This window comes from Roseivirga sp. AWQ4_251 (genome assembly GCF_056158225.1).
On sequence record NZ_JBSWSW010000001.1, the window covers coordinates 733,710 to 754,788 of the forward strand.

The following is a 21,079-nucleotide window of genomic DNA, read 5'->3' on the forward strand; positions in this document are numbered from 1 at the left end:
GCCCTTTAAATTTCAAATATGGAGCAACACTTTCAGAGAATAGCTACAGAACTTTCTATAAGCCCAAATCAAGTAAAATCCACGGTGAATTTGCTAGATGAAGGCGGAACCGTACCCTTTATTTCCCGATACCGAAAAGAACTTACAGGTTCGCTCGATGAAGTAGCCATTGCGGCTATTCGAGATCGCATTGTGCAGCTACGTGAGCTGGATAAGCGAAAAGAAGCGATTATTAAGTCACTGAAGGATCAGGAGAAACTTACAGACGAGCTCGAAAAGCAGGTCATGGAAGCTGAAACCATGTCCCGACTTGAAGATATTTACTTGCCATACAAGCCAAAAAGAAGAACCAAAGCAACCATTGCCAGGGAAAAAGGATTGGAGCCTTTGGCTAAAATCATTTTTGAGCAAAATCAGCTGGATGTAGAAGCAGAAGCAACCCAGTTTATTGATGCTGAAAAGCAGGTTGAAGATGTAGATCAGGCTCTTCAGGGAGCTAGAGATATTATGGCCGAATGGATCAACGAAGATCAAGAAGTTAGGGCGAGAATGCGAAGGTTCTTCCAGCAAAAAGCAGTTTTCAAAGCCCGAGTATATCCAGGAAAAGAAGAAGAAGCGCAAAAATACCGAGACTATTTTGAATGGGAAGAATCTGTTTCGAATGCTCCTTCGCATAGGGTTTTGGCCATGAGAAGAGGTGAGAGCGAGATGTTCCTAATGTTGGATACACTTCCTCCGGAAGAAGATGCAATAGATTTACTGGACAGGGCTGTTGTAAAAGGTTCGGGCTCGGTAGCCGAACAAGTGAAAATGGCCGTTCGTGATGGTTATAAACGCTTATTGCAACCTTCTATGGAAACTGAATTGAGAATGATTTCCAAGAAAAAGGCAGATGAAGAAGCTATCGATGTGTTTGCCAAAAATTTGAAAGAATTGCTGATGGCCGCTCCTTTGGGTAGTAAAAATGTGCTCGCAATTGACCCGGGTTTCAGAACAGGTTGTAAAGTAGTTTGCCTCGATAGACAGGGAAAACTTCTTCATTTCGAAGCTATTTTCCCGAATGAACCACAAAGGAAAATCACTCAGTCTGGTGCCGCAGTAAAACACATGGTTGAGAAATTTGATGTGGAAGCCATCGCCATTGGAAATGGTACTGCAAGTCGTGAAACGGAGAGTTTTGTGCGAGGTTTAGGTTTGCCAAAATCCGTTTCTATAGTTATGGTAAACGAAAGTGGCGCGTCCATTTATTCAGCTTCGGAAATTGCCAGAAATGAATTTCCAGATCAAGATGTAACCGTGAGAGGAGCGGTTTCTATTGGAAGAAGATTGATGGATCCTTTGGCGGAATTGGTTAAAATCGATCCAAAATCGATCGGAGTGGGGCAGTATCAGCACGATGTGGATCAAGGTGCTTTAAAGCATTCTTTGGATGATGTGGTAATGAGTTGTGTAAACGCGGTTGGTGTTGAAGTAAACACCGCTTCGGAACAACTGCTAACCTATGTGGCTGGTTTGGGGCCACAATTGGCCAAAAATATTGTGGAGTATAGAAATCAAAATGGCCCATTCAAGAATAGAGCTGCCATAAAAAATGTGACCCGTTTGGGAGAAAAGGCATTTGAACAAGCGGCTGGCTTTTTGAGAATCAGAGGCGCAGAAAATCCATTAGACGAAAGTGCTGTTCACCCTGAATCATATACCATTGTAAATCAAATGGCCGCGGACCTTGGCTGCTCAGTTGCCGATTTAATCAAAAACGAAAGCTTAAGAAAGCAGATTGACTTAAAGAAATACATTTCGGAGCAAACGGGACTTCCAACATTGAAAGACATTGTGGATGAACTTGCGAAACCTGGTCGAGATCCTAGAGAGCAGTTCGAAGCTTTCAGCTTTGCAGAGGGAGTCAACCATATGGAAGATTTGCGTACAGGAATGAAACTTCCCGGTATCGTAACCAATGTAACCAATTTTGGGGCTTTTGTAGATATCGGAGTTCACCAAGATGGTTTGGTTCATGTGAGCCACCTTTCAGATCAGTTTGTAAGCAATCCGGCCGAGGTGGTAAGTGTTCAGCAAAGGGTAGAAGTTACTGTGCTTGAGGTGGATATTGCCAGAAAGCGTATCAGCTTGAGCATGAAAGGAGATGCAAAACCTCAGCCTAAAAAGTCGCAGAAAAACAAGAGAGAAAAAGAGCCAGAAGGTGACATGGCTTCTAAACTTGCCGCTTTAAAAGGCAAATTTGGAAGATAGATAAATAAAGAAGTTGCCTCAAAATTCATGTTTTGTTCTGAAGAACTCAGTGCAATGAATTTCGAGGCAACTTTTAATTTTTTGATAAATCAGACTGATTCTGTAGCTACATAGCCCTTTAGTTGAGCTAGAAGTTCATTGCATAGAATCATGGCTTTGGCAAATTCAGGGTGAACCCTTCCTTCTTCCATTGCCTTCATGCTCAATTCCAAATCATTGTAAATATCTTGTTGGCCAAGCATTAAGAAAGTGCTTTTTACTTTATGCATAATAAAGCGGCTGTCCTCAATATTCCTTTCATCAATATAAATAGGGTAGTTTGCGGAGAACTCCTCTAGATTTTCAATAAAGGCCTGAAACATTTTAACTACGAATTCTTCGTTGGCTCCAGCAAAGGAAAATAGGTTTTCCTTAATGTCGCTAATGTTGATTTCCGAAGTAGGAATTACCTCTGGTTCTGGGGCAGCCGGTATTTCTTTGGCCTTGTCTAAATCCTGAAGTGTATAGCGAACTACTTTTTTGTATAGCTCAGAAGGAATGAAAGGTTTTGTTACCACGTCATCCATGCCGTAGTCTTTGGTTCGGGCAAGCGTGCTGCTGTCAGAAGAAGCTGTAAGTGCCAGAATAGGTACATTTTGGTAGAATTCTCCTTCCAGTTCTCGGATTTCTTGAGTGGCAGAAAGACCATCTTTTCTCGGCATTTGTAAATCCATGAAAACAAGATTGTATGCTTTCTCTTGAATTTTTTCGATGGCTTCAAAGCCGTCTACCGCAATGTCAACTTGAATGCCCCAGTTATTCAGAAATTTGGTAGCAACAACCTGATTAGCATGATTATCTTCAACCAAAAGAATCCAAAGATTATACTCTGAAAGGTCGCGGATATCACTCGTGTACTCGTGAGAATAAGAGACTTTGCCTGCTGCATCTTCAACAAAAGGAAATTCTAGTTCGAAGCTAAAGGTTGAACCTTTTCCAATCTTACTTTCTACCTGAATTTCGCCTCCCATAATGCTGAGGAGCGATTTGGTAATAGAAAGGCCAAGTCCGGTGCCTCCAAAATTTCTGGTAATATTAGATTCTGCTTGAACAAATCGATCGAATATCTTTTCGAGATTCTCCTCAGATATTCCAATGCCACTATCCTTAAACTCAAAGTATATTTTAACAGTATCTTCTGTTTTCTGAACCTCTTCAATGGTAATTCTTACCGAACCTTCTTTGGTGAATTTAATGGCATTGCTTAAAAGGTTGTTGAAGATTTGAGCGAGACGTGAAGAATCGCCCACAATAAAATGAGGTAAGTCTTTATCGTAAAGCAGTTTTAAGCTCACCGATTTTTCATCGGCCTTAAAGGATTGTGCTTGCTTAATGTTGCTAATCAAATCCTCTAGGCTGAAAGTGGTATTTTCAATTTCAACCTTTCCAGCCTCGATTTTATTGTAATCTAATATATCGTTAACCAAGCTCAATAAATTTTCACTTGAGAAACGAATGATGTTAAGGCTTTGCATTTGGTCGGCTCTTGGACCTTCTTGAAGCAGTAAATGCGACAATCCAATCACTGCATTTAGCGGTGTTCGGATTTCGTGAGACATCACAGAAAGGAAGTTAGCTTTCGCTTCGGAAGCCATTTCCGCTTTTTCTTTAGCTTCAATCAGCTCGTTTTCTTGCTGCTTAAATCTACTGATATCCTCAGTGAGCATAATAATGCCAGCTATTTCCCCACCTCGGTTATACCAAGGTCTTACTTCCCATTTCAGCCATTGAGTTGAACCATCTGCTCTTTCGAATGGGTCTTCATCTTTTTTGTGAGTTGCTCCGTTCAGGCAATTTTGATGGATTTTCTTCCATTCATCGCCAATTTCAGGGAAAATATCATAGTGATTCTTTCCAATGATTTCTTTGCCTTCTAGGCCATAGGATTTTAGCCACTGGTTACTGTGGGCTATGTAATTGATATTACGATCGAACATGGCCACAGGAACAGGCGTGGCAAGAACGAATGATTCAAGCTTGAAGTTTTGATCGTTAATGATGGATTCCTGCGCCTTTCGGATTTTGATGTTTCGGGTAGAAGAGCGAATGGAAGTTACTTCTCCTTGTTCGTCTAAAATAGATGTGGAGGCCGATTCGAACCAAATATATTCGCCCTCGCTATTTTTCATTCTATATTCTACAAAGTTCTGCTTATCACCTCGGATTAGTTTTTCATGTGCATTGCTGCGAACACGATCAAAATCGTCAGGGTGCATGAAATCGTAAGGCGTTTTGCCCAAAATTTCTTCGGGAGTATATCCTAAGTTCTCTTTGATAGAAGGAGAAACATAAGTGTAGGAGCCATCAATGTCGTGGAGACAAACAATGTCTTGAGCACTTTCCGAAATCAATTGATAGAGTTCAGCTTTTTCATCGAGCTCTTCTTGTAATTCTACTTCGTGCGTAATGTTACGGGCAATCGCTCTAACTTCTTTCAAAAGCCCTTTATCGTATACCAAGTGAGTTTTTTGACCTACAATAATTGGCTTTTCTGGGTTCTTTTTGGTCTGAACTTTAAATTGAATATATAAATCAGACTTGCCTTGCATGGCGGCTGATTCAAAGAATTCTTGAACCCTTTGTTTGTCATCTTCATGAACAATATCAAGGTAATTGAGGCGTAGTAATTCTTCCTTTGAATAGCCTGTATCTTGAGGGATAAGTGGATTGCAATAAGTGAACTGGCCAAAACCATCGGTTTCGAAAACATAATCACCAACGCTTTCTATCAGTTTTTGAAAAAGCGCTCTGGATTGTTTTAAATCCTTGTTCTTCTTTCTAAGCTCTAATTGGCTCATCACTTGACGTGAAAGAGCCATAAGCGCCTTTTTCTGATTATCGTCTAATGATCGAGAAGTTCGATCGATTACGCAGAGTGTTCCTAGAATTAGCCCGTTGGGCGTAACCAAAGGAGCTCCTGCATAGTAATTGATGTGAGGATCGTCAGTAACCAAAGGATTATCCGCAAAACGCACATCTTTATGAGTGTCTTCAATTTCGAAAACTTCTTTAGGACCATTTAAAGCATGGGCGCAAAAGGAGAAATCTCTGGCGGTTTCATCTACTTCTAACCCGATTTTGGATTTGAACCATTGTCGGTCTTCGTCTACTAAACTGATCAGGGCAATAGGGGAGTCGCAAATTTCAGAAGCAATTTCTACGATATCGTCAAACTCTTTTTCAGGCAACGTATCGAGAATTTCATAGGCATGCAGCGCTTGAAGTCGCTCTTTTTCATTATGTGGCTTCTGTGGTTTATGCATAGACCATTGTAGATTTTAGTGAAAAGGGAAAGATGGTAAAAACCGTTCGAGGTATATAGAATAGTTGCGTAATGGTTTGAAAGATAATACTGAAAAGTTTAAAAAGAGAAATTTCCCCTTCTAAAAAACGGAAATGTTTAAGACTTCTGTAGCCTTAGTAAGCATATACGAATGAATTGATATTAAGATAATGAAGGTTTAGGGAAATGTGTTTCTGAAAGCTATTCTGGCTTATTTTCACCTATTCCCAGTCAAATCGCCTGCCTAAAAACTGAAAAAGCTTTTCATTATATGGCTTGTAGAAATCTTTTAGAAGTTCAATTTCCGAACCGTAAATCTCCGAGTCATTTTTTTTACTCTTATTCGATTCTTGTGGTTTTAGCTCTTCATAGGGCAAGGCCAGAAAGTCTTGAATTTTATGAGAAATGGCATCGAAGTCGTTTTTTAATTCTTTGGATTCCAGAATCAAAATTTGACTCGCAGGGAAGAATTTTAAATAATTCTCAATTTGAATCTGATATAAGCCTCTTTTTACGTAAGCAATTCGATCTTCAGGATAGGAGGTTTTTGACTTTTCGGGCTTAATCTCATCAGATACCGCTTCTGAAAATGAGCGAGGATCATGGAGATGCCTGAAACTACCCGTTTTGAAATGGTGGTGGTACATTGTCCAAGCGGAAAATGCACGCTCCACGGGGTTTCTTAAAACAATAATGAGTTTCAAGTTGGGGTTGTAAGCATGTAGCCTTTTAGGAACCTCTTGATGATATAGATATTCTGGAGTTGCTTCAAAAGCCTGTTTTTTTTCGAGAAACGAGAGTGTCAATGGGAAAAAAGCATGATACTGGTTTAGTCGGCCTCTTTTATACCATGCATCCGAACTGAAATATCCAATCTCTTTTCTTGTTGGTCGTTTTGTTAGACTATGCTGATTTAATATCGAAAACAAGGCAGTCGTTCCCGCCTTTTGAGCTCCAATAATTAAAAATTTTGGTTTAGCATTGAGCCCAAACCTTGATATAAAAAATAGGATTTTTCGTTTCATAGATAAAAGCTAGAATCTTTACCGTAGGCCAACTTAGTTCACCCAATCGTATTCCAGAGAAAGCTCAAAAATAACTCGAGCTTTAAAATAATCTTGCATGATCTTGTTTAAAATTACGGTGAGGATGAGCCTGGTTTATTAATGCTTTTTGATATGTGGCTTGAATTCAAATACTTAAAGTGAAAATCTTGGGAGTATTGTAGTGAAGTAAGGAAAGGAGAAGTATCCAACTTTGAGATCGATATAATAGAATATACCACATTGATAATGTAATGCCATTGAAGATGTCCTAATTAATCATGTTTGAGCCTTACGGTGTTTATTCTTAATAATTATTTACTCTTTTTTGTCTTATGTCTACTTTGTAGAGCTGATATTTTAATGGAGTATTTAGCAAAATTGCTGTTTTTCCATTCGGATGTATTGGAAAGGCGGTATATGGATTCTTCAAAAGAACTGGGTATTAAGTTGTATGGCCTAGTTGTTTTCCCATTTTTAGTATAAATAGTTAAGCTGCATCCTTTAGATTTTAGATATTCTAAACCAATAAAAAAATCACTTTCAACTACTATATAATGTTCTGAAAGGTCTATTACTTGCCAACCACTTTTTGATACTTTTAAAAATACTTCTTGTTGAAGTATGTCTGATGAAGGACGAGCGTTTTCAATGTTCTTAAGAACTAATCTAAACAATAGATTGTCGCAAGAGCCATCTATGTTAATGCCAAAACTCACAGTGTTCAATAAAGTCTTTTTTTTCAGGTTAATTAAATTACCAAAGACTTCACCAAATTCATTTGTAAGGTAATCTCCTTGTAGAGAAAGCTTAACTGATTCAAAAATTTTTTTAGGCGAAATCTGAATTTTCTTCTGAAATTGAGTGTAATCGAATACCTGAATATCAGTAAGTTCAATACTCTTTATTGTTAAATGGATATTACTTCTGTTATTTTCAGACCGACTTAAGTTGGATACCAATATAGATTTAGGGACATAAGAAACATGAGAAATTCTTATTGAGTTGGTATTTGATAGTTGGTTAGTGGCAATTTTGAACTTTCCATTCTCATCGCTTATCACCCCTCTATTAGAGCCAAATATTCCAATGGAGCAATATGGAACTGGAGCATTGTTTTCACCCAATATATGGCCATAATAATATTCTTGCCCAATGGCATTAAAGTTTCCAATCAGGCAGCATATAAAAAACAAAAGCGAAAGTTTAGTTTTTCCCATTTAAAAAATCGTTTCTTCTTTCTTCATCATCAAAAGTAGGTATACAATATATTTTTTTAATACCCTTACTTTCTTGGTATAGCATTAATATTGGAGTTGGATATTTAGAGATAAATACCTCAAAGTCGTGAGCAAATCCATTCTTGTTGTCTAATAAGAAATCTTCTAATTCGAATTTAATTTTAACTTTATCGGGTTTGAAATGTATTTCTAAAGTAGGAGGGCTGTTGGGTTTAATCTTATAGTCTTGGAGACTTTTGGATCCCTTTTCAACGCAAGAGATACAATCGTTTTTTGTACTAATTAATAGTAGGACCTCTTCCGTAAAAGGCTTTGTATTTATCAAAGAGTTGAGGAAGTCAATGTTTTTTCCATTTATTGAGGTGTTAATCTTAGATACCTTTTGAAAATATGCCGCATGATTTACTTCGTCATCTTGGAATTTTTCATGCCCATTGTTTTTGCAGCTTTGAGTTGTGAATAAGGCTAAAGCTAAGGAACTGTAAATTACTAACCGATAAGACTTCATTTAAATACAATTTAATGTAAAGGGGATGTCGAAAGATTTAATTGGGTAGACGATAAGATTCTATTAGGCCATTTTGTCTTTCATAGGTTATTAAGGTATTGTTTGCTCCAATAATGAATGACTTATACCAGCCGTTATTGAGTTTGAAGATTTTCTCTATTTTGATCGTATCTGTGTTAGCCAAAACCTTAAAGATATAATTTGGTTTAAGATTGTTTTCGGTATTGCTCCAATCTGTGAAAAGTAAATACAAGTAACCGTTTGAGTAATCAGCACCAACAAACACTTCGGATGTTCTTACTGCTCCTGAAGTTTCTCGCTTAATATAACGAGGTAGGTCTCTTACCCTATGCTCTATAATTGGGTGTTTTGAATAATCAGCTCTTTGTAATAATTCACCTTTCAAATTATATGTCTCTACTATAGGTATGTTGTGAGCTAATGCGCTTATAAGGTAGTTGTCAACAACAAAGTTGTGTCTATTGAAAAATAATTCACCAGAACTTTCCACTTTTTCTCCAAAGGAAGTGATGAACTTTCCATTTTCTAAATCATAAATGGCAATTGGGTGGTTGTTATCCCCATCTGTACCTCTATTAAATGCATAAATTTTCTCATCATGAATGGAAAATTGTGCATCTACCAAAAAATTAAAATCAATATTGCTTTGTTCTTCTCCGTTTTTAGTGAATTTCACCAATTTCCCAGAGTAGTCATCGCAAATGTATAGGTGTTCTTTGTACAATTCTATTTGTAAAGGAGTTTCAAGTTCTAACGGTCCGAGGCCTTTTTCTCCAAAAGTATCAACTAGTCTTAGGAGAGTGTCTGTTTTTAAAATCAATGAAGACTCACTATCCACAAAATAGTAAAAGCCATTATTATCATATAGCATTCCTGTTATATCAGAGAAAAAAATGCTATCTCCAAATGAGTCTATAGTCTCTAAATTATCCAGTTTATAGATTGAATTTTTATTGCTATTACATGATGAAAAAAAAGTTATGACTAAAACTGATAATAGAAATTTATTGCCTCGAAATGTGCTAAACATTATATGTTATTGATTTTCTTTAAAAAAAATGCTATTCCAATGTGTTTTGAAATAGCACAAACGTAGTAAGTTGTGGATGAGGTTAATTATAAAGGTATCTCCTCACAGAAAAAATCGGCTATTACTTCTCCGTCACACTTAAGTTTAATTCTGCCGTTAGATCTCGTTACTAGTTTGCAGTTACCACTCTCACAGGTTAAGGACCATTCTCCACATTCCGCTGTACAGCCGACTGTTTCAGAAGCAAACGAAGAAAATATTCCAAGCGATGCAAATAGTACAATAATCATTATTTTATTTTTCATGACATTTTTTTAAAAAAGTTAAACTTGATTATTATTTGTTATAAATTTAATAAAAAAATGTATTTTATGAATGTAGTTATTTTTTAATTTGATGTTAGTGTGGTTGATTGATGATTTTTTTAACTGCCCTATTTTCGGGGAATGCTACACTGTAAATAGATATAATTAAAAATATCTTCCTGTTTATCAGCTAAATACTCTTCTAATTCAAGATCAGGATCGTTGAAGTAATGCAGCTAACGAATTGTGAGTGTTTCGTTATTCATATTGAATATTCATCTCAGGTTCATAAATTAGATTATCAACTTTGTGAATATTTCTACAGCATATTTAATTCTTAACTGCAAGATTTTAATTGCCTTATTCAGGTTCGAATGCATTGTTTTCGGAGATGATTTTTTAGTCTTTCTTCATGTTTAGATTTAATGTGTTCATTAAAAATCACAAGTTTTTACTCTGTTGTGTGATTAAGAATGTGTTGAAAAGCTTATATAATGGGAGTGAACTTTACCAATTTGTAGAAAACGATTATTGACCAAAATAGAGTAGACCAGTACTGCTCGGATTTTTGATTTCCTCTAACCAATTTTTCAAACAACTATCTCAGTCCACCTTAATCTGATAATGCCTAATTGGTTTTTCGCCTAAAAGGTGCTCAATGAAGTAATCCCAGCGTTTTTTAGTAAAGTAATCGCCATTGGTTCTGCCATAACTGTGGTTTCGGCTTGGCCAGATAAACAGGTCGAAATCTTTGCCAGCGTTGATCAAAGCTTCGGCTAATTTGAAGGTGGCGGAAGGATTCACATTTTCATCGATACCGCCATGAGCCAGAAGGAGGTAGCCTTTCAGGTTGGCGGCATTGGTTATGTTGCTTTGTTCATGATAGAAATCGCCCGCTGGGTAGCCCATATACATTTCTGGCCACCATGCTTTTTCCATTCTGTGGTCGTGATCCCCCGAAGAGGCAACGCCTACTTTATAAAAATCAGGGTGAAGCAACATGGCTCTGGCCGCATCATAACCTCCAGCAGAATGACCAAAAATCCCTACTTTATTGATGTCAATAAACTTGTTCTCTGAAGCGAGCGATTTTATAGCCAAAACATGGTCTGTAGTGCCATCGCCAAGGTTATTGTAGGAAATGTCGCTAATGGCCTTTCCTCTTCTCGCTGTTCCCAAGCCATCTACTGTAACTACCACAAAACCCAGTTCGGCCATGGGCTGTTGTAAGCCGATCAACCCTGCTCTAAAGGTTTTGGGAGTGCTGGCAGTATGCGGACCAGTGTAAGTATAATCGATAATTGGGTACTTCTTCTTCTTGTTGAAGGTGGTCGGTACATAGTAAATGCCATAAATCGGGGTCTTTCCGTCCTTTCCAATGGCAGTAAAAGGTTGTGGGCTTTGGTAACCGCGTTTGGTAAGATTGGAAATGTCGGCTTTTGAGATTTCGTAAACGATTTTGCCTGTTTTCAATTCTCTCACCACAGAAACGGTTGGCATATCTACTCGTGAGTAATTGTCGATAAAATAGTCCTTTCCACCTCTGAAGGATATTTCGTGGAAAGCATTTTCGGCAGTAAGCAATTGTAGGCCAGAACCGTCAAGATTTACTTTATAAAGCATCGGGTAGTAGGGGTTTACACCGCTTGCTTTTCCCGTAGCTTGAAAATAGATGGTCTCATTTTCTTCATCAATATAAGTGATGCCCGTTACCACATAATCACCAGATGTAATAGGGTTGATCAGTTTACCATTGTCCCAATCGTATAGGTAAAGGTGGTTCCAGCCAGATTTCTCAGAGCTGATAATGAAATTGCCATTCTCAAGTCTTCGCAAAGTTGGACTGTTGATATTGGTTTTGGAATCTTCAGAGTAGATAGTCCTGATGTCTCCGTTGTCGCGATTTACCTCAATAAGGCTTAAGCCTTTGTAACCTCTTTTAGTGTGAATCGCATTTAGCCTTTTGCTATCAGGGCTCCAACGAAGGTTGGTGCTGTTGAAGTGAGTGCCCGTGAGTTGAGCGAATTTCCTTTCCTTAGCATTTTCTACATCGAAGATTACCGGCACGTATTGAACTACTGTTGTATCACCGGGTGATCCGCGATAATACGACATAAGCTGGGGGCGGAATTTATCATCCTGACTCCAATCCAGCAGGTACATTTTATCGGCTAAGCGAAGATCTACAATTTGGGTTGAGACAAACTTAGAATCTGGTGACCATTGTGCTGTGAAGTGATACGGCCTTTCACCGTTTTCTCCATAGATCATATCCGACCAGCCCCAAAAAGAAGCATACTCATAACCCTTTTTTCCATCGAAACTCAATTGAGTTTCTTCGCCTGTTTCAAGGTTTTCAACATAAAGGTTGAAGTTTCTAGTATAAACTTTCCATTTACCATCAGGAGAAATGGCAAATTCTCGGCTTCCGTTTTCTCTTTGTTTTTCTGAAGTAAGTGATTTGTCTTCAGGAGAATAAGTCCAGTTTTGGTTTCTCCATTGGAAACTGATTTTTCCTTCTTTGTTAACCTGAATTCTGTTGATGGGAAGCTCCTTCTGATCTACTTCTGTTCCGGTTTTCTCAGCCAGTTGTTTCGCTAAATCAGCATGGTCGAAAAGTACTTCGGTTGTTTTCTTATCGATGTCCGTAATGAAAAAGAGCTTGCCATCTTTGGTGTAGGTTTGGTGCCAAAATGTATTAGTATTGCCAATCCAGTTCGGGTTCACATCCAAATGATAGACTTCCCTCTGAATATTGTTGCTCAGAAAATACTCTGCTCGGTGGTAAGTGTCTTCAGTAATTTGGGCTTGAATATTTGAACTGCTTAGTAAAAGCGTAAGGCTGAAAAGCAGGAGAGAAGTGATGTAGGAGAGGTTCAGTGGTTTTTGCATGCTAGGTTGATTTTGGCACTAACAAAATCAATGTATTGCCAAATTCTCAAAAAGGCACTCCGAAAAATGACTGAAAGTCAGGTGGTTTTGTGAGTGGTAAAAGTCTCTTTTTCTTCTTCCTTAATTCTTGGAAGTGATTCTTGCTTACTCCTTTCTACTTTATCTATTTTTTGTTGTTCATATTTTTATTCTTAAGTAGGTAGTGGTAGACATTTTGATTTCCAACAGTAATTGCATAGGCGTTGACAAATTCGTAGCCATTTTTACTCATGAAATTTAGAGCATCAATCATTGAGTTAAAAGTCAACAATTTGCCGTTTTCATCTTTAACCACTGTATCTTTTGTCTTCCAAAATTTATTTTCTTGTCCGAAGTCTATTTCTATAATTACCTTTTTGGATAAAAATTTTGATGTTCCTACAATTTGCATGTAATCCACATTTATTTCTTTTATAGGGATGTCGTTTACTGTTTGGGAAAATGCATCAGATAGACCAAAGGTGAAAAAACAAAGAGAAACTAATATCGATCTCATGTGAATTTTTGTTAGAGTTAATTTCAAGAAAATTATAATGTTTTTGAAATGAGTTATCAAAATACAATATTTTATTCAAAATAGAGATTGATTTGTTGATTATAAATGTGGTTGATTGTTTTATTTGGGCAGTAGTGGCTACTTTTTCAATTCTCCTTGCGATTTAGATTAATTCTCCAGTTTGCTTCTAAACTGATCAAATGCTCATAAATAAAATCAGCACCATTGTCGATGTTAATCAGGTTAGGGCGATAAATAATTCCTAGATAAAAAGTCTTTCCTAGTTTGTAATAAGTGTTGAAAGTGAGGCCAAAATCTTGGTTAGAAAAAGACGAATTGTCTGGTAATTGAGTTGGGGTACTTCCTAAATTCCGGTAAGATTCTTCCCAATAATTAACAGCGTAATTAACGCCATAGCCAAAGGTGAATTTCTTATAGACGAAGTTGTCCGTAACGCTAAAGTAAATGGAGTAAAGCGATTTGTTGTATTCCTTGTCCACAGGAGCCGGAAACGGCAATTCAAAAGTAAGGGGGAAAGAAAAACTGGTTTCCAGAAATTTGTTGTCAGTGTAGCTGTATTCCAGCCCGATGCCATAGCCGTTAAAGCCAATTTGGTTGTCGCGGAAAGCTTTGTTTGGGTTTAGCGCTAAATGATTTACATGAGGTAGTTTGATGTCCAATCGATATTCACCTTTGTTGAAAGAACTGCCTTCAATTTGCTGAGCCTGGCTTGAAATATAGAAAAAGCATAAGCCTAAAATTATCAACGTTTTAGTCATAGATTTAGATGGCATAATGGCCAAAAACTAGACACGTTTTTCCATTAGAAAGTTGCTTGATTTACAGCGGTCTCTATATCGAAACTATCGATCGAAAAAGCCTTTGCCTTCCATGATTTTAGGAATGCATTTTTCGATTCTCGAAACTCTTGTTTTGCTCTGTTTGGGTTGGGTGAAATGAAGCACGTAACCTCTTTTTCTTCCGGGTGTTAAAGCTTCAAAAGCGGATTGTAGCGCGGGGTTTTGACCGAAAATCGTTTCTAATTCTTCTGGATAAACCAACTCCTCTTTTTGTTTGAAATCCACTTTCAAACCCGCTTTTTCTACTTCAATGGCTTCAAAAATATAAGCTTTAATAGTGCTTTCTAAATCGAGTATTCTTTGTGTATCAGTGAATTTGAATATGCGAGCCGACTGTGAATTTTCACCGGGCTTTTCCAGAAGTTTTTCAGCGTCTTGAAGCAAAGCGCCTTTAAAAAAACTCAAACAACAATATTCTTTAAAAGCACTTACCACAGCTACATTTTGCCCTTGAAAAGTATAGCAGGGAATACTCCATTTCAATTCTTCCGTAAGGCCACAGTCTAGTACAATTCGCCTTAACTGCTTAAGCTCATTGGTCCATTTGTGTACTTTACATTCGAGTGTTCCGCCAAGTGCACAGCGGCCACAACCTTCGGCCAAGTAATTGTCAATCTGAGGATTCATACTAGTCATTTAAACCTTTGCCATCTAAAATATCCGGAGTGCATTTTTCTATCCTAGCCAAACGGGTTTTGGCCTGCTTGGCAGAAGAGAAATGGAGCAAATAAGCTCTTTGACGACCAGGAGTTAAGGCTTTAAAGGCTTTTTCGAGTTCTGGATTTTGATCAAGTGCCTCTTGAAATTCTTCTGGCATTTCGAATTCAGCAGTCTTTTTCATTTCAACCTTTAAACCCGCTTTTTCAACCTCAATGGCTTGGTAGACATAAGCTTTTAACTCAGGTTGTAAATCAATGATTTCCTGAAGATTTGTAAAGCGAATTTGGCGGGCGGATTGTACATTTTCAGTCTGTTGAATCAGAATGTTTTCTGTGTCTTTTAGCAAAACTCCTTTATGAAAAAGTAAGGCGCAATATTCTTTGAAACCATGAATTAGAACCACATTGGTTCCTTTTATGGTGTAGCAAGGGCAGCCCCATTTAAGTTCTTCTTCAAGACCACAATCCAGAATTATGGACCGAAGCTGTTTATACTCGGCTTGCCACTTTGAGTCTTTATTAAAGAAGAAATCTACCTTTGGGTTCATACAGAAAACTTTTGGTCAACTTATGCAATCTTATTTTGAAATACCATAGTCCAGCTTTTGAATGGATGGAACCAACCAGCTTAATTCTATAATGGCTTGATCGAAAAACGACCGTAAGCCAGAAAAGCACTGACTAACGCCACAACGGCCCAATACATTATTTCGCTCATATTGGCTTCGCTTGAAGAAGCGCCTACAATGCAGAAAATAACCATTTCAATAGCAATGAAAGAAGCCGCAATCGGAGCGAGTGTGCCAGGTTTTTTGCTGATAGCTGGTAAGACGAGACATATCCCAGAGATTAATTCAAGGACTGTTAGAGATACCCAAAGGCCATGAGGAATGGCTTTTAAAGATTCAACAGTTTGGGCAGAATTGGTGAATTTCCAAGCAGCTCCCATGATGGTATGCAGTGCAAGCAGAACTTGCAAAATCCATAAGAAAAGGTTCATAGTATTGGTTTTTGGGTGATTGATGGATTAGGGTTGTTTAAGGATTTCTTCCAGCCTATTATGAGCCATGTTAATCCCTTGCTTAAAGGGCAATTGCAGAATTTGATCGCGAATGGCCACCGATCTGTAAATCACGTGCATGGTGAGTTTGCTCGTATGGTCAGTCAATTTTTCGAATTCCAGAAACTCCAGTTGTGGGCCGAAAGGAGCATTTTCCATTTCGAAAGTTCTGGTGATTTTTTCATTAGGTACAAACTCGTGAATGGTACCAGAAAACCCGTGCTCGTTGCCCTTCGGGTCGGTGGTAAGGTATTGCCAACTGCCGAGGCTGTGATTGTCAAGCTTCAATACTTTGGTGCCCATCCATTGTTCTACAATTTCAGCTTCTACATGCGCTTTAAAGAGCAGCTCTAAAGGCAAATCAAATGTTCGGGTGATGAATATTTCTTGCTTGCCATCTTCGGCATGAACCTTCGTTTTTAATTCCATGGCTATGTTTTATTGATCGGTTTTGTAGTTTTTCATTATGTCTTCCAGCTTATTGAATCGCTCATCCCACATTTGGCGGAAGGGTTCAAGAAAGTCGGCAACAGCTTTTAATTTCTGCGGATTCAAGTGGTAGTAAACTTCGCGACCTTGCTGTTCTTGATTCAGTAATTCACATTCCGTCAGGATTTGCAAATGCTTGGAAACTGTCGGGCGAGCCGTGTCGAAATTGGCAGCAATGGCTCCTGCAGTCAACGATTGTGAAGTAACCAGTAAAAGAATCGCCCTGCGAGTGGGGTCGGCTATGGCTTGGAATACATCGCGTCTTAAATTCATTATGTAGCTATTTGACTACAAATATAAATGTAGTTATTTGACTACATAATAAAAACTGATTTTTCTTTTCTAGAGTAAAGCAAAAAAGGGAAACCAAACGAACTTGATTTCCCTCTTTTTAATGCTGAAATGCTATTTTAAAGAAAGACGAGGGTTTGTAAATACCAGATTAAAATGGCGCCTATATAGCCGATTAATGCCGGCATTGATCCCGCTTTCAGGTATTCTTTTACGGTTAATTCTGGAACTTGCCCCATGGCGGCAACACCAGCAGCCGAACCAATTACCAACATGCTGCCTCCTGTCCCTGCGGTGATGGCGAGTAAAATCCAGTATTGATGAGCCACGGTTTGAGGTAACATGTCCATTACAGCAGCAGTCAATGGTACGTTATCGAAAACGGATGAAATCATACCGATTACTGAGTTTCCTGCGATTAAAGCAGCTTCATTTTCTCCCGGATTCTGACCGAAAAGCAGTTTTGCGATTTCTCCTAAAACTCCGCTAAAGGCCAAGGCATTTACGGCCAGTAGAATCCCTATAAAGAAAGTGATCGTAGCCATGTCGATGTTCTTGATGACATTCACGATTTTATTGGCTTTCTTTTTCAGCTTGCCTTGCTTAAGCCTGAAATCGATTAAAATGGCAGCCGCACTTAGGCCGAAGAGAATGCCAAAGAAAGGAGGGAGGTTGAGTGCGTTTACCAAAACCGCAAAACCAAAGGTTAGAAAACCCATAAGAATGATGCTCCATTGTAGTGGAAGAACTTCTTTAGATTCGGTATTGTCACGAACTTCATCTTTGATTTTTCGGGTAAGTAAAAGCTGCGGAATGGACCAAGCGGCCAAAGAGGGTAGAACGCCAAAAAGCACGATTTCCCAAGCCGTGAATTTGCCAGCCAGCCACATCATAATGGTGGTTACATCGCCTACGGGTGACATGGCTCCACCAGCGTTGGCGGCAATGATAGTGTTGATGACAAAGAGCAGAAAGTTTTGCTTATCACGGTACATAAACCTTCCGATTTGAATCATCACAAGGGTTGTGGTGAGATTATCGAGTACACCTGAGGCCAAGAACGTGATGAAACCCATGATCCAGAAAAGGCCCTTTTTACCGATTTTTATGGCAGAAAGTTTGGTTTCCAGCCATGTGAAAAACCGATAATGCCCCATCATTTCTACGATGGTCATGGCGCCCATTAAGAATACAATCAGCCCGAAGATTTCTGAAGATCCTTCTTCTATGGCTTGATGAATTTCGGTGCCGTTGGCTTCAACCGAAACGATCATCCACATGGCGGAACCGGCCAAAAGCGCAATCCAGCTTTTGTTGATTTCTAGGGTGTGTTCGAAAGATATGGCTACAATGGCAGCCAAGAAAATAACGAGTAAAACAATGTTAGTAAAGTCCATACGACTTATTTATTTAGGTAAAACCATTGATAAAGAGTAGCGCGACTTTGGGTTGATGCGATTTGAGGGAGAGTTACTTATGCGCTTGAAAAGGCTTGGGAGTTTCTTGTCGAGATTTTTTGCGTGTTGGATATGATCTTTTGCATATCAATAAAGGGCATTTCCCTTGTTAAAATGATTGGCTTTTTACGTTTGTATTCAAAGCCCTAAGTTGTTACGGATTCAAACTTTATGCGTTTAATAAAAGCGAAGTTTTTTGGGTTGAAAACTCAACTTAGGTCAATGCTTTCTTCGCGAAGCGGGAGGTTGGTAAATGATGGGCTAATCTAGAGATTTCAGAAATTCTTCCGCAGTTTTTAAGTGATTTTCTCGTTTCTCTTTGTCCATTTTATCGAAAGTTCTGATGAGCATGCCCATGCGCGGATTTTTCAAGAAGAAGTCGCGGTGAACATGCATAAATCTCCAAAACAGAGCATCCCAAGTTTTTTGCCAATCGCCTTTCTTAAAATCAGACATTTTCATCAGGTAGTTACTGCCACTGATGTAGGGTTTGGTGGACATCATTCCACCATCGGCAAATTGGCTCATGCCGTATACATTCGGTACCATTACCCAATCATAAGAATCGATGTACATTTCCATAAACCATTGATAGACATCATCGGGATCGAATTCGCAGAGCAGCATGAAATTGCCCAACACCATTAGTCTCTCGATATGATGGTTGTAACCCGTTTTGAGCATTTTTTTGATGCAAATGTCTACGGGTTCAATTCCTGTTTTGCCTGAATAAAAGGAATCCGGAATTTTGCGGCCAAAGCCCCAGAAGTTCCTAGTTCTTTCTTTGGAACCTTTGGCTTCATAAACGCCTCTGACAAACTCTCGCCAGCCAATAATTTGCCGAATAATCCCTTCTGTGTTGTTGAGAGAAATATTGTTCTGTTCAGCGAAGGCCAAAATTTCGTCTACTACGTGGGCAGGCGTTAGCAATCCACTGTTTAGCAGCGGGGAGAGAACACTGTGGTGCAGAAAGGATTGACGGGCCACAATGGCATCTTCATAATCTCCGAACTCGGCAAAACGATATTCGAGAAACTGCTGAAGCCATTTTTCAGCACTTTCATGTGATGTTGGATATATCGGTTCCTTGGCAATTTCACCAGGGTTGTTTTTGAAGTGCTTTTCTACGTAATCAAGGGCTTCTTTGTATGCATCCGTAGTATTTGGAAAACTGATATTAGGAGGTGTTTTTTTAGCTGGATATTTCTTTCTGTTTTCGGCATCAAAACTCCACTTTCCTCCTTCGGGCTTAGCGTTTTTATCGACAAGAATGTTGAGTGATTTTCTCTGCTGAATGTAAAACTCCGATTGTGCATAGTGCTTTTTTTCGGGGTCGAAAAAGTGCTGAAGTTCTTTTTGCGAAGTAAGAAATGCAGGTGACTCATCAATATTCAATTCACAGCTTTGGCTTTTGCAGCCCGAGCGAATTCTTTTCAGTAAGTAATCATCTACAGGGTCGACTATATGAACTTTATCGAAATCGTATTTCTGAAAGAATTTGCGAATATCCGATTCTTCAACTTGACTTTCTATATAGTGAACTTCGTGTTTTTTGGTGGTTAAAAAGGCTTCGAATTGCTTCATGGAAGTCCTATGGAAAGCCAGTTTTTGTTTGTGAAAACTGTATTGATTAAAGAACAGAAATTCTTCAATCAGATAGATTGGCCTACCGGTTTTAATGGCAGGATGGTCTTGAAATAACTGATGAGGGAAAATGATTGAAACTTCCTTCATGCTTTAAGGCTTTGGTTTCGGTTTCTTCTGCATCGTTCGCTGCAATATTTAACCTCTTCCCAAACAAGTTTCCATTTCTTTCTCCATTGAAATGGCCTACCACACACCGGGCAAATTTTAGAAGGAAGGTCGCTTTTGCGCATATAAAACCTGGATTTCCTTTAGATTGATCCACGCCATAACAAAGCGTTTAGGTTTTTGTTTTGTGGCTAAGAGCCAACTATCATGTGTAAGCTGGACTTTTCCGGGTGAATTCATTGCATCAGTCTTTTCGGACAGCTTGGTTAAACTTAGATTTAGGGGGCTTTGAATTGCTAAAGGATTTTTGTTGTTGTTCGAATATTTTTTCCAAGAGCAAGAGGTTAACTTCGTATTCAGTTGGTGTCGAAAATTCATAAAGCATGTAATCATTAATATCATGCAACACACTTAGTGTAAATTGCATTGGATCAACAAAATGAACTAAGTCAATTTCCTGGGCCATTAGTCTAGGAAGAATGATTTTACCACCTTCCATAAAGTTGATAAATCCATTGAAGTTTGAGTGCATTTGCTCACAACATAATAGATAATATGGCCGATATTTACTCATTTCAACTCTTTCTTCTATTAATCTAAAATTTGCCTTTTGCTTCCCTGGAAATAGATCATCTGCCCATCCAAAGTCATTTGATAGGAAGTCTTTACCATATTTTTCCTTAAGACTCTCTTCTTCTTTTTGAAGTTTGGTGTCAGTTGATTTTGGCAACTTCTTGAACCCTAATTTTTTATGATGTTTATTGAAACTAGCAACCTTGTTTTTTGAGTTTCGAAATGAATGTTTGTAGAACTTATCAGCAAGTTTTGAATCATTCTCTGTTGCTAGTAACATCAGAATAATTGCATTTTCATAAAGTGATCTCCAAATTATCATTGCTCCATCTATATGCCCACAAAGCAAAAGATTAGAAATTTCATCAGCTCGTCTTAAAACTAATCCATATAGTGAAACATTAGTTTTTAATGTAGTATCGATCCTTTTTCTGCCTATTTTTTTAGTTATCTTCTCAAAAGCAATTGCACATCCGTTTATGTAAAGATGGAAGGGGATAAATGAATCTTTATTTGTTGTAGCAATTGTCTTTTGATTTTTGAAGTGTGACTTTAAGAATTCATTAAGCTTGAATTCATGGTTTTTTAAATATGTGTTTGAAATAGTTTCTTCATATACTGTAACCAGATTTTCGAACTCCGGTGCAAGTTTAGCAATGACCTCTTCTTCTGATAGCTTAGATTCTTGGATAGCAGAAATAAGAGAAGACTCGAAGAGTTCATCAAACTTATCAAAGAACAAGCCTTTTATTGCGACTGACTTATACCTTCCCAAAAAAATCTACTGTTTT

General features: G+C 38.3%; 18 protein-coding genes. 1 reads left to right on the forward strand and 17 read right to left on the reverse strand.

Annotated features, from left to right (window positions below; genetic code table 11):
* Positions 1 to 18 precede the first annotated feature (18 nt).
* Complete coding sequence (locus tag ACXACJ_RS03325) at positions 19 to 2,250, forward strand: Tex family protein (protein WP_475132849.1); 2,232 nt, start codon at positions 19 to 21, stop codon at positions 2,248 to 2,250.
* An 89-nt stretch (positions 2,251 to 2,339) separates the two neighbouring features.
* Here the strand turns inward: ACXACJ_RS03325 and ACXACJ_RS03330 are convergent, their stop codons facing one another.
* The 17 genes from ACXACJ_RS03330 to ACXACJ_RS03410 form a co-directional block, all read right to left on the reverse strand.
* Positions 2,340 to 5,552, reverse strand: coding sequence for a PAS domain S-box protein (locus ACXACJ_RS03330; protein ID WP_475132850.1), 3,213 nt, complete (start codon positions 5,550 to 5,552; stop codon positions 2,340 to 2,342).
* Positions 5,553 to 5,793: 241 nt separating this feature from the next.
* Complete coding sequence (locus ACXACJ_RS03335; protein WP_475132851.1) at positions 5,794 to 6,597, reverse strand: sulfotransferase family protein; 804 nt, start codon at positions 6,595 to 6,597, stop codon at positions 5,794 to 5,796.
* 332 nt (positions 6,598 to 6,929) lie between these two features.
* A complete protein-coding gene (locus tag ACXACJ_RS03340) occupies positions 6,930 to 7,835 on the reverse strand; it encodes a carboxypeptidase-like regulatory domain-containing protein (RefSeq protein WP_475132852.1) in 906 nt (301 codons plus the stop codon).
* Positions 7,822 to 8,364, reverse strand: a complete 543-nt coding sequence (locus ACXACJ_RS03345; RefSeq protein ID WP_475132853.1) for a hypothetical protein — start codon at positions 8,362 to 8,364, stop codon at positions 7,822 to 7,824. The genes ACXACJ_RS03340 and ACXACJ_RS03345 overlap by 14 nt, the downstream gene beginning before the upstream one ends.
* A 37-nt stretch (positions 8,365 to 8,401) precedes the next feature.
* The gene (locus tag ACXACJ_RS03350; protein WP_475132854.1) at positions 8,402 to 9,256 is read right to left on the reverse strand and encodes an NHL repeat-containing protein; all 855 of its coding nucleotides are present in this window, start codon (positions 9,254 to 9,256) and stop codon (positions 8,402 to 8,404) included.
* Positions 9,257 to 10,323: 1,067 nt separating this feature from the next.
* The gene (locus ACXACJ_RS03355) at positions 10,324 to 12,612 is read right to left on the reverse strand and encodes a S9 family peptidase (RefSeq protein ID WP_475132855.1); all 2,289 of its coding nucleotides are present in this window, start codon (positions 12,610 to 12,612) and stop codon (positions 10,324 to 10,326) included.
* A 163-nt stretch (positions 12,613 to 12,775) separates the two neighbouring features.
* Positions 12,776 to 13,147: a hypothetical protein gene (locus tag ACXACJ_RS03360; protein ID WP_475132856.1), complete on the reverse strand. Its 372-nt coding sequence runs from the start codon at positions 13,145 to 13,147 to the stop codon at positions 12,776 to 12,778.
* A gap of 146 nt (positions 13,148 to 13,293) precedes the next feature.
* Positions 13,294 to 13,926 carry a hypothetical protein gene (locus tag ACXACJ_RS03365; RefSeq protein WP_475132857.1) on the reverse strand — a complete coding sequence of 211 codons (633 nt, stop codon included), beginning with the start codon at positions 13,924 to 13,926 and terminating at the stop codon, positions 13,294 to 13,296.
* An 84-nt stretch (positions 13,927 to 14,010) separates the two neighbouring features.
* Positions 14,011 to 14,634, reverse strand: a complete 624-nt coding sequence (locus tag ACXACJ_RS03370; RefSeq protein WP_475132858.1) for a YdeI/OmpD-associated family protein — start codon at positions 14,632 to 14,634, stop codon at positions 14,011 to 14,013.
* A 1-nt stretch (position 14,635) separates the two neighbouring features.
* Positions 14,636 to 15,214: a YdeI/OmpD-associated family protein gene (locus ACXACJ_RS03375; protein WP_475132859.1), complete on the reverse strand. Its 579-nt coding sequence runs from the start codon at positions 15,212 to 15,214 to the stop codon at positions 14,636 to 14,638.
* 86 nt (positions 15,215 to 15,300) lie between these two features.
* Complete coding sequence (locus tag ACXACJ_RS03380; protein ID WP_475132860.1) at positions 15,301 to 15,666, reverse strand: hypothetical protein; 366 nt, start codon at positions 15,664 to 15,666, stop codon at positions 15,301 to 15,303.
* Positions 15,667 to 15,693: 27 nt separating this feature from the next.
* On the reverse strand, positions 15,694 to 16,155 hold the full coding sequence (locus tag ACXACJ_RS03385; protein WP_475132861.1) for an SRPBCC domain-containing protein: 462 nt from the start codon (positions 16,153 to 16,155) through the stop codon (positions 15,694 to 15,696).
* Positions 16,156 to 16,164: 9 nt separating this feature from the next.
* Entirely contained in the window at positions 16,165 to 16,488 is a 324-nt protein-coding gene (locus ACXACJ_RS03390; protein ID WP_475132862.1) for an ArsR/SmtB family transcription factor, read from the reverse strand.
* Between the two features lie 137 nt (positions 16,489 to 16,625).
* Positions 16,626 to 17,903, reverse strand: a complete 1,278-nt coding sequence (gene nhaD / locus ACXACJ_RS03395; RefSeq protein ID WP_475132863.1) for a sodium:proton antiporter NhaD — start codon at positions 17,901 to 17,903, stop codon at positions 16,626 to 16,628.
* A gap of 321 nt (positions 17,904 to 18,224) precedes the next feature.
* Complete coding sequence (locus ACXACJ_RS03400; RefSeq protein WP_475132864.1) at positions 18,225 to 19,697, reverse strand: cryptochrome/photolyase family protein; 1,473 nt, start codon at positions 19,695 to 19,697, stop codon at positions 18,225 to 18,227.
* Positions 19,694 to 19,840, reverse strand: coding sequence for a DUF2256 domain-containing protein (locus ACXACJ_RS03405; RefSeq protein ID WP_475132865.1), 147 nt, complete (start codon positions 19,838 to 19,840; stop codon positions 19,694 to 19,696). The genes ACXACJ_RS03400 and ACXACJ_RS03405 overlap by 4 nt, the downstream gene beginning before the upstream one ends.
* A gap of 119 nt (positions 19,841 to 19,959) precedes the next feature.
* Positions 19,960 to 21,063: a DUF5677 domain-containing protein gene (locus tag ACXACJ_RS03410; protein ID WP_475132866.1), complete on the reverse strand. Its 1,104-nt coding sequence runs from the start codon at positions 21,061 to 21,063 to the stop codon at positions 19,960 to 19,962.
* Positions 21,064 to 21,079 lie beyond the last annotated feature (16 nt).